The sequence below is a fragment of the Clostridium sp. LS genome, assembly GCF_002760435.1.
Taxonomy (GTDB): Bacteria; Bacillota; Clostridia; order Clostridiales; family Clostridiaceae; genus Clostridium.
On record NZ_AUUU01000014.1, the window covers coordinates 71,839 to 82,013 of the forward strand.

9 protein-coding genes and 1 other annotated feature are annotated in these 10,175 nt (G+C 31.0%); all 9 genes read left to right on the forward strand.

The window, feature by feature from the left end; translation table 11 throughout:
• Positions 1-35: 35 nt before the first annotated feature.
• The 9 genes from COL3_RS04260 (at position 36) to nifH (ending at position 9,929) form a co-directional block, all read left to right on the forward strand.
• The gene (locus COL3_RS04260; protein WP_008418146.1) at positions 36-815 is read left to right on the forward strand and encodes an ABC transporter permease subunit; all 780 of its coding nucleotides are present in this window, start codon (positions 36-38) and stop codon (positions 813-815) included.
• A gap of 18 nt (positions 816-833) precedes the next feature.
• Positions 834-1,589, forward strand: coding sequence for an ATP-binding cassette domain-containing protein (locus COL3_RS04265; RefSeq protein ID WP_008418144.1), 756 nt, complete (start codon positions 834-836; stop codon positions 1,587-1,589).
• A 29-nt stretch (positions 1,590-1,618) separates the two neighbouring features.
• On the forward strand, positions 1,619-2,704 hold the full coding sequence (locus tag COL3_RS04270) for an iron-containing alcohol dehydrogenase family protein (RefSeq protein ID WP_008418142.1): 1,086 nt from the start codon (positions 1,619-1,621) through the stop codon (positions 2,702-2,704).
• A 16-nt stretch (positions 2,705-2,720) separates the two neighbouring features.
• Positions 2,721-3,812: a histidinol-phosphate transaminase gene (gene hisC, locus COL3_RS04275; protein ID WP_008418139.1), complete on the forward strand. Its 1,092-nt coding sequence runs from the start codon at positions 2,721-2,723 to the stop codon at positions 3,810-3,812.
• 176 nt (positions 3,813-3,988) lie between these two features.
• Positions 3,989-4,214 (forward strand) — a binding site (T-box leader).
• Positions 4,215-4,349: 135 nt separating this feature from the next.
• Positions 4,350-4,502, forward strand: a complete 153-nt coding sequence (locus tag COL3_RS04280) for a YezD family protein (RefSeq protein ID WP_008418129.1) — start codon at positions 4,350-4,352, stop codon at positions 4,500-4,502.
• 282 nt (positions 4,503-4,784) lie between these two features.
• A complete protein-coding gene (locus COL3_RS04285) occupies positions 4,785-6,266 on the forward strand; it encodes a nitrogenase component 1 (protein WP_008418127.1) in 1,482 nt (493 codons plus the stop codon).
• Positions 6,250-7,578, forward strand: coding sequence for a nitrogenase component 1 (locus COL3_RS04290; protein ID WP_008418125.1), 1,329 nt, complete (start codon positions 6,250-6,252; stop codon positions 7,576-7,578). Before COL3_RS04285 ends, COL3_RS04290 begins: the two co-directional genes overlap by 17 nt.
• Positions 7,579-7,749: 171 nt before the next feature.
• Positions 7,750-9,048: an aminotransferase class V-fold PLP-dependent enzyme gene (locus COL3_RS04295; RefSeq protein WP_008418123.1), complete on the forward strand. Its 1,299-nt coding sequence runs from the start codon at positions 7,750-7,752 to the stop codon at positions 9,046-9,048.
• A 47-nt stretch (positions 9,049-9,095) separates the two neighbouring features.
• Positions 9,096-9,929, forward strand: coding sequence for a nitrogenase iron protein (gene nifH / locus COL3_RS04300; protein WP_008418121.1), 834 nt, complete (start codon positions 9,096-9,098; stop codon positions 9,927-9,929).
• Positions 9,930-10,175: the final 246 nt, after the last annotated feature.

The window sequence follows — 10,175 nt, forward strand, 5'->3', positions numbered from 1 at the left end:
TTTAAAATTTAAGTTGTGTTGAGAGGTGGAAATAAGTGGAAAAGGATAAAAAAACACATTTTTTTTCTAAAACAGTAGGATTAATTATTCCAATTTTTATACTAGCAGTATGGTATGTATTTTCAAAAAATGGAGTTATAAAATCTAATATTTTACCAACTCCAACTAGTGTAGTAGATGCGTTTATTGAATCAATTAAAAGTGGAGAATTAATAGATAATATAGTCGTTAGTTCTAAGAGAGCATTAATTGGGCTACTAATTGGAGGAGGCATTGGATTTTTTTTAGGATTAGCTACAGGTTTATCAAAAATAGCAAAACTATTTTTAAATGACAGCATTCAAATGATACGAAATATACCAATATTAGCATTACTTCCATTAATAATATTATGGTTTGGTATAGGAGAAAGAGCAAAAATTGTTATGGTGGCATTATCTGTTTTCTTTCCAATATATTTAAATACCTATAGTGGTATTTACACTATAGATCCTGGACTAATTGAAATGGGGAAAATTTATGGACTAAGAGGGTTCAGCTTATTTAAGCATATTATTTTCCCAGGAGCATTACAATCAATACTTGTAGGATTAAGACATGCACTAGGAACTATGTGGCTTATTTTAATTGCAGCCGAAACTGTTGCCAGCGATGCAGGAATAGGATATATGGCTATGACTGCAAGAGAATTATTACAGATGGATATAGTTGTACTAAGTATAATAATTTATGCGGTTCTCGGAAAACTTTCAGACGTTGTCGCTAATGTGGTAGAAAGAGCCGTACTTAGATGGAATCCTGCATTTAATAGTTGATATTGGAGGTGAAATAGAATGTCAGAAAACACAGGTATTGAAATTAAAATAGAGCAGTTAAATAAATATTTCGGAAAAGTGAAGGTATTAGAAAGCTTAAACTTATCAATAAAATCGGGAGAATTTGTTGCAATTGTTGGGAAAAGTGGTTGCGGAAAAAGCACTTTATTGAGAATTATTTCAGGGTTAGATAAGCCTTCAGATGGTGTAATTAAGCTAGATGAAAAATCATCCATAAAACAAAACAATGATGTAAGATATTTATTTCAAGAAGCACGATTACTGCCATGGAAAAATATCTTAGATAATGTTCTTATAGGATCTCAAAATAATAAAGAATTAGCAGAAAATGCTTTAAGAGCTGTTGGTCTACAAGACAAAGCGAAAGAATGGCCATATGCTTTGTCAGGAGGACAAAAGCAAAGAGTTGCTTTAGCAAGAGCGCTTACAAGCAACCCAAAATTAATATTACTTGATGAACCTCTTGGAGCACTTGATGCTCTAACAAGAATAGAGATGCAGCAGTTAATAGAAAAAATATGGCTTGATAAAAAATTTACTGTTATTTTAGTTACACATGATGTTAGTGAGGCTGTAACTCTAGCTGATAGAGTAGTACTAATTGAAAAAGGAAAAATTGAGATGAATATTGATATTACCTTAGGGAGACCAAGAATAAAGGATAGTGATTTTGCACATTTTGAAAAGCGGATTTTAAACAAAGTTCTTAATTTATCAGATGATAGAAAAACTGAAGCCGAATACGCTATATAGAATAATAATTTGTTAGGAGGAAGAGAATAATGAGTTTAGTTCAAACACCATATGAATATGTAAATGAACCAAATGTTATAAGCAAATCAGGAAACTATGTAAGAAAATTAGGAAATAATGCACTTATAATAGGAGGAAAAACAGCATTAAGTATCACTCAAAGTCAAATTACAGAGAGTTTTGAAGAAAACAATATCCATTTCTCAATAAAAGAATTTTCTGGATATCCTACAAAAAAGATAATATCTGAGTATAAGGAGTATGGAAAAGAAAATAAAATTAATGTTATTGTTGGAATTGGAGGAGGAAGAGTACTTGATACAACAAAGGCGGTTGGAAATGAACTAGGAATACCGGTAGTAGCAATACCAACAATTGCAGCAACCTGTGCATCATGGGCAGCAGTATCTATTATTTATGATGAAGAGGGGAATCAAGTAGATTTTTATCAATCCAAACAATCAGCAAATTTAATCTTAGCAGATACAAAGATATTATCAGAAGCCCCAGATAGATATTTAAAGGCTGGAATTATAGATACTCTTGCTAAATGGTATGAAACAGAGCCGAATCTAAAAAATAATGATAGTTTGCAATTAAAACTACAAATTGAAACTGCTAAATTAGGATTCGATACCTTAGTAGAAAAAAGTACTAAATATTTTGATTCTGAAAATAGGAAAGATAATCTAAATGATTTTAAACAAATTGTAGATTCAATTATTATGCTTGCAGGATTAGTTGGAAGTATAAAAAGCGAAGAATTTTATGGAGGTATAGCACACCCTTTTTATAACAGTAGTACTAAAATACCAGAGACTAGAACTAAACTTCATGGTGAAAAAGTAGCATTTGGAATACTTAGTCAACTTGTTTTGGAAGAAAAACCTCAAGAAGAAATAATTAAAGCTTATAATTTATTTATTAAATTTGATGCACCGACCACGTTAAAAGAAATTGGAATTGTAGATCAAGTAGAGGAAAAGGTTAATTTAATAGCAGAAGATGTTTTAAATAATAGTAGTTTTTATAAAGGAGTAAGTTATAAATTAACTAGTGATATTATTAAAAATGCCATATTAAAAGCAGATAGTATAGGAAGAGAGATTTCATAAGAAGGAGTAAAAGGAAATGTCAAATTTAAAGCATAGGGAAGAACTCGATTCAATTGAAAACTATAAACCAGCAAAAACTATAGAATCAATCAGTAGGGAGCTTGGATTGACTAAAGTTATCAAACTTGCAGGAAATGAAAATAGATTTGGATGCTCAAAGTTAGCAAAAGAAGCTATTAAAAATGCCTTTGATGAAATTTCATTGTACCCAGATTTTAATTTAACTTGCCTTAGAGAAAGATTATCAAATGATTTGAATGTTAAGGAAAATCAAATTATTTTTGGAAATGGATCTTTTGAGCTTTTGTCATTAATTGCTCAAGCTTTCATAAATAAAGGAGAAGAATCAATTATACCTGAGATTACATTTGGATGGTATCAAACAGTTACACTTCAAATGGGCGGAAATATTGTATTTGTTCCCCTTAAAGAATACCAGATAGATTTAGATGAAATTAAATCAAAAATAAATAGGAAAACTAAAGTAATATGGATTTGTAATCCTAACAATCCTATTGGAACCTTCATAGATGAAAAGAAATTAGTGAAATTTCTCGAAGATATTCCTAAAGATATAGTTGTTGTACTAGATGAAGCCTATTATGAATATGTAGATGATAGTAGTTATCCTGAATCTATAAATTTACTTAATAATTATAAAAATATTATTGTATTAAGAACATTTTCTAAGGTGTATGGATTAGCTTCCTTAAGGTTAGGTTATGGAATTGCTTCAGAAGAAGTTATAGATTGCTTGAGCAAAGTTAAAGAACCAATTAACGTAAATATGGCTGCTCAGGTAGCAGCATTGGCAAGTCTAGATGATTATGAATTTAAAAATCGTGTTCTAGAGAATAATAAAATAAGCAAACAATTATATTATGAAGAATTGGATAAATTAAATTTAGAGTATATTAAAACACAAGGTAATTTTATAATGATCAACACTAATATTAGTGGCGATTTGGTTGTAGAAAAATTTTTAAAGAGAGGCATACTTATAAGAAGCGGTTCAGAATTTAAAATGCCAAGCTGGGTAAGAATTTCTATAGGTACCTATGAAGAAAATATAGAAGTGTTAAATGCACTGAAAGAAATATTGAATTAAATATATTTTTAATAATAAAAAACTATAAAAAATAGTAATTTAATATTTTTGAATATTTTTTCTAAAAATGTAAAAACAATATTGACTAAATATAACTATATAGAATATAATAAGTTATAAGATAAATCATAGTAAAGTAATAGGAATAATATGAAATATGAAATAAATTATATAAGAATAATGCGACGAAGGGAACAAGTATATTAAGGAAAGTTTTCAGAGAGGAATCCTTAAATAGCTGGAAGGGGTTCTAAATGGAACTTAATAGAATGCATCCCGGAGCACTAAGCTGAAGATTATAGTAGGTTTAGCAGGTGCGCCTGATATAGCGCAAAGAGATATTATGTTAAATTATTCGAACATAATAATCAGAGTGGGACCGCGGATATTTCTGCCTCTGTTTTTTTAACAGGGGTATTTTGTTTTATTTAAGGGAAGTGTTAATAAAATATTTGAGGGGATTTATATATAATTTTTATATGGTTATAAGTGTATAAATTTTATATAGTATTATAAATTAAGGTTGGGGGAGATATTATGGCTATTAATAGTAAAGAAATTATAGAAAATAAAAAACTAGAGGAAATACTAAGAATGATAGAAAAAATAAAATATGGATCTATAACATTAATAATACAAGATGGAGTAATTATACAAGTAGATAAAAACGAAAAAATAAGGATAAAATAGTATTTATTTTAAGGGAAAAGCACTAATATAATAAAGAGGATTTAGTATTTGATGAAATAATTTTATTTATAATTTTTTGAAAAAGTTGTTGACAAATGATAATAAAAGGAATATATTATAACAAAACACAGTAAACTTATAAGAATAAGTGGAAATTATATAGCATAATATATAAGTAAATCTGACTGGAAAACCAGAGGATGTACTTCTAGTAATAGAAGTGCGTCCTCTTTTCTTTTAAATAAAAAGAAAATTTAAATAGTAATTTAAAGGAGGACGATTATGGGAACAATTAGTTTGAAAGAATCTTCGGTGACTATAAGAGAAACGAGATTAGGCTCTATTACTGGATTCAATGGTTCTGCTAAAGATCTTGTAACCTGTGCGCAAGCAGGAAAGCTAAAAGATTGTTCAAGAAAGTTTTCCCAATGCATGGGATGTAATGCAGGACATGCTTTTTGTCAGTTAGCAATGATAAGAGATGCAGTAGTTGTAAATCATGCACCAGTAGGGTGCGCTGGAGATTTCTTTGGTTTTAATTTTACTTATAGAGTAGAACAAATGAAAAGAAATCTTCCTGCAACAATAGGAAGGTACTTCAGTACTTGTATCGAAGAAAAAGATACTGTTTTTGGAGCTGCTAAGAAATTAGAGGATACAGTAAGAGAGGCTTTTAAGAGAGCAAAACCCAATGCAATCTTTGTTACAACATCTTGTGCATCTGGAATAATAGGAGAAGACGTTGATGCAATAACTGAAGATCTGTCAAAGGAATTAGGAATACCAGTTATATCTTGTTCGTGCGAAGGGTTTAGATCTAAAATTTGGACAACAGGGTTTGATGCTGCTTACCATTCTATCTTAAGAAAGCTCGTAAAGCCGCCGAGAAAGAAAACAAACAAGGTTAATGTTGCTAACTTCTGGGGGAGCCATATATTTGATGAATTCTTAAATAGGTTAGGTTATGAAGCTCAATATATTGTGCCTTTCTCAACAGTTGCAGAATTGGAATATATTTCAGAGGCGGCAGCAACAATTCATATATGCTCTTCACTGAGCACTTATTTAGGGGCAGCTTTAGAACAAGAATATGGAGTAAAAGAAATAAAAGCGCCTCCAGCTTATGGAATAGAAGGAACTGATATATGGATGAGAAATATAGGTAAGGTATTAGATAGAGAGGAAGAAATTGAAAAGATAATTAAAGAAGAGCATGAAAGAGTTTTACCTAAACTTGAAGAATATAGAGAAAAACTAAAAGGTAAAACTGCATATGTGACAGCAGGAGCAGCTCATGGTCATGCAATAATAGCTATGCTTAGAGAACTTGGATTAAATGTTCAAGGAGCAGCAATTTTTCATCACGATCCTTTATATGATAATAAAGATAAAGCCTCAGATGCTTTAGCACAAGCTGTTAATATTTATGGGGATATTAAGCACTATAATGTTTGCAATAAGCAAGCTTATGAACTTGTAAATATATTAAATAGAGTTAAACCAGATCTTATGATAGCAAGGCATGGTGGAATGACAATGTGGGGGGCAAAGCTTGGCATACCAACACTGTTAATTGGAGATGAACAATTTGGTTTTGGATATCAAGGAGTTTTAAATTATGCTTCAAGAATAGTAGAAACACTTGATAATAAAGAATTTGTAAGTAATTTAGCTAAGCATAGTACAATGCCGTATACAAAATGGTGGCTTGAACAAGATCCGTTTACTTTCTTAGGGGGTAATACTAATGTCAAAAATTATTGAACAACCTAGATTCTCTTGTGCTTTAGGAGCGCAGCAAACAGTTATAGCTATAAAGAGAGGAGTTCCTATACTACACTCTGGACCAGGTTGCAGCAATAAGATCAGTTCGTTAATAGGGCAAGGAGAAGGGTATGCAGGCGGAAATACAATTCCATGCACAAATGCAACTGAATCTGATGTGGTCTTCGGTGGTGAAGGAAAACTTAAAAATGTTATTGAGGGTGCTTTTCAAGTAATAGATGCTGATTTATATGTAGTACTTACTGGATGTACATCAGATATAGTTGGAGATGATGTAGGAAGTGTAACGACGAAATATCAGCAGCAGGATAAACCTATTGTATATGTTGAAACTGGTGGGTTTAAAAGCAACAATTATGTGAGCCATAGTGCTGTTGTTAATGCAATAGTTGATCAGTATGTAGATAAATTTAAAGATGAGAATGGTGCAAAAAAGGGTCTTGTAAATGTATTTGCGACAGTACCTTATCAAGATCCGTATTGGAGTGGTAATTTAGAAGAAATAAAAAGAGTTCTTGAAGGAATAGGATTAGAAGTAAATATACTTTTTGGAAATGAATCTAATGGAGTAGAAGAATGGAAGACAATACCTAATGCAGAATTTAATATAGTTGCAAGTTCATGGGTGGGTTTAGAAATTGCTGAACATCTAAAAGTAAAATATAAAACTCCATATGTGCATTTTCCATACTTACCAATAGGAGCTATAGCTACATCTAAATTTCTAAGACAAGTTGGTGAGTTTGGAAATCTAGATAAGAATAAGGTTGAGAATTTTATAAAGAAAGAGGAAGAAAAATTTTATTTCCATATTGAAAAAACTGCGGATTTCATGCTTGAGTTTAGATATGGATTGCCTAGAAGATTTTACAGTATTTTAGATGCATCATATTCCTTGGGATTTTCAAAGTTTTTATTAAATGAGCTTGGAATACTTCCAGGAAAGCAATTTATTGTTGACGATACTCCAGAGCAATATAAAGAAACTATAATAAAGGAATTTGAAAATATATCTGAATTTAGACGCGCAGAAGTTGAGTTTAATGTTGACGCTGGAGCTGTTCAATTAGAAATTGAAACAGAAAAAGAGAAGGAATTCCAGGAAGGTAGAGCGCTATTACTTGGCAGCGGATGGGATAGAGATCTAGCAGCAAAAATAAATGCAGATTTACTTATTACTAGTGTTCCAGTTACCTATAGACTTGTATTAAATTGCGGTTATGCAGGATATAGTGGAGGTCTTAGGGCAATAGAAGATATATATGATAGAGTGCTAAACACATATAGGTAAATAAAATATAAATGTAATAATAATTAAACAGAGATAAGGGTAGAAAAAATTTTTAAGAACTATGGGTTAAAGGCTAGTTTGAGGGATTATAGAGGGTTTAAATAAGAGTATTTCTATAAGAATGCTTAATATAAAAGATTAATGAAAGAGAAGGAAAGTGGAGGTAGGAAGATGGGAAATTATAATTTTGACACAATTAAAGTTAGAGAAGGATATGATCCTAAAGATCATAATCATTCAGTTGCGGTGCCTATATATGCAACTGCATCCTTTGAAGTAGGAGAAGTAGAAAGATTTGAAAGATTGGCAAGTCTTTCGGAAGCAGGTTACTTATACAGTAGATTAAGTAATCCAACAGTAAGTGTATTAGAAAATAGAATAGCAGCATTAGATGGAGGAGTTGCGGCTGTAGCAGTTGCTTCGGGAATGGCAGCCATCACTTATGCATTATTAGCTGTAGCAGAAGGTGGCGGAAGAATATTAACAACACATCAATTATATGGTGGAACTGTTGATGCTTTAAAAAAGTTATATCCTAGGTTTGGAATTCAAATTGACAGAATTGATAACGATGGTGGTATTGAAGAATTTAGAAAAGGCATTAAGGAAGATACAAAAGCAATTTTTATAGAAACTATTAGTAATCCAAATGCGGTTTTATCAGATATAGAAGAGATAGCTAAGGTTGCCCATGAAAATAATATTCCATTGATTGTTGATAATACTTTTGCGACTCCTTACCTCTTTAATCCAATTAAGCATGGAGCAGACATAGTTGTTTATTCTGCAACTAAAGCTTTAAGCGGACACGGAAATGTTATTGCCGGGGTAATAGTTGATAGTGGAAAATTCAATTGGGAAAATGGGAAATATCCTCAATTCTCAGAACCATACTTCACTTTAAAAGATTTAAATGGGAATGAGAGAAGTTATACTGATGTATTTAAAGAAAGTGCATTTGCTGGAAAAGTTAGATTAGATTATTTGACATACTTTGGAGCAGTGCTAAGCCCTTTTGATGCTTACTTAATATTGCTAGGGTTAGAGACGTTATCTGAAAGAGTTCAAAAACAAGTTAATAATACTAAGAAAATAATTGAATACCTTAAAACAGAAGATGGCGTTAGCTGGATAAGCTATCCAACGATTGAAACTAGTCCTTATAAATCTTTAGCAGATAAATATTTTACTAAAGGAGCTGGCTCAACATTTACATTTGGATTTAATGGAAGACCTGAACAGCTTAATAAACTAATTAATTCAGTAAAACTATTTAGTTATCAAGCTAATGTTGGTGATGCTAGATCTCTCATTATTAATGTAGCAAAAACAACTCATGGAGAGCTAACAGAAGAACAATTAAAATTAGCAAAGATTGCACCAGAAACAATAAGACTTTCAATAGGTCTTGAAGATGCTGATGATTTAATAAATGATTTAAGACAAGCGTTTGGCGAAGCTTTAAAATAGTTAAACTTTATTAAAGTTTTAATATATAAAAAAAGGAGAATATAACAATGGCAGAAAAAATCTTAAGACAAGTAGCGATTTATGGAAAAGGAGGAATAGGAAAATCAACTACTACTCAAAATTTGACAGCTGGACTTGCTGAACTTGGAAAAAACATAATGGTAGTTGGGTGTGATCCTAAAGCAGATTCAACAAGATTATTATTGGGGGGGTTAGCTCAAAGGACTGTTTTAGATACTTTGAGAGAAGAAGGAGAAAATATTGAATTAGAAGCTATAATGAAAACTGGGTTTAAAGGAATAAAATGCGTTGAATCTGGCGGCCCAGAACCAGGAGTAGGATGTGCTGGAAGAGGTATAATCACTTCTATAGGAATGTTAGAGAGATTAGGCGCATATATAGATGAACTAGATTACGTATTCTATGATGTTCTTGGAGATGTAGTTTGCGGAGGATTTGCAATGCCTATAAGAGAAGGTAAAGCAAAAGAAATATATATAGTTGCAAGTGGTGAAATGATGGCGTTATATGCTGCAAACAATATATCAAAAGGAATTCAAAAATATGCACAAAAAGGTGGAGTTAGACTAGGAGGAATAATATGTAATAGCAGAAATGTTGATAGAGAACTTGATTTATTAACAGCTTTTGCAAAGGAACTAGGAACTCAATTAATTCACTTTGTACCAAGAAACAATGTAGTTCAAAGGGCCGAAATAAGAAAGAAAACTGTAATAGAATTTGATCCTGAGGATAAACAAGCTGATGAATATAGAGCTTTAGCAAGAAAAATAGAAGAAAATGAATTATTTGTAATTCCTAAGCCAATGAATCAAGAAAGACTTGAAGAAATTCTATTAGAGTATGGTTTAATGGATTAAAATTTATAGCATATATTTAAGTATTAATTTTTTGGAGTATGAAAAATATTTAATAATTTCAATATTCACATAATAAGTCTTTAATCATAAATGGCTTATTTAGGCACAATCAAAAAAATAATCATGACATTTTGGGCTTGATATTTCCTTTTTTGTGCCCTAGTGAATTTGATAATATGAGTATTTTATATAAGATAGTGTAAAGTGAGCTATGAAAAAATAGAAATAAAACTTATCTGACAATAT

Bases quoted from the DNA above. Each gene is read 5' to 3' on its own strand.
- COL3_RS04265 (WP_008418144.1), top strand. From the start codon at position 834: ATGTCAGAAAACACAGGTATTGAAATTAAAATAGAGCAGTTAAATAAA.
- COL3_RS04270 (WP_008418142.1), top strand. From the start codon at position 1,619: ATGAGTTTAGTTCAAACACCATATGAATATGTAAATGAACCAAATGTT.
- hisC (WP_008418139.1), top strand. From the start codon at position 2,721: ATGTCAAATTTAAAGCATAGGGAAGAACTCGATTCAATTGAAAACTAT.
- COL3_RS04280 (WP_008418129.1), top strand. From the start codon at position 4,350: ATGGCTATTAATAGTAAAGAAATTATAGAAAATAAAAAACTAGAGGAA.
- COL3_RS04285 (WP_008418127.1), top strand. From the start codon at position 4,785: ATGGGAACAATTAGTTTGAAAGAATCTTCGGTGACTATAAGAGAAACG.
- COL3_RS04290 (WP_008418125.1), top strand. From the start codon at position 6,250: ATGTCAAAAATTATTGAACAACCTAGATTCTCTTGTGCTTTAGGAGCG.
- COL3_RS04295 (WP_008418123.1), top strand. From the start codon at position 7,750: ATGGGAAATTATAATTTTGACACAATTAAAGTTAGAGAAGGATATGAT.
- nifH (WP_008418121.1), top strand. From the start codon at position 9,096: ATGGCAGAAAAAATCTTAAGACAAGTAGCGATTTATGGAAAAGGAGGA.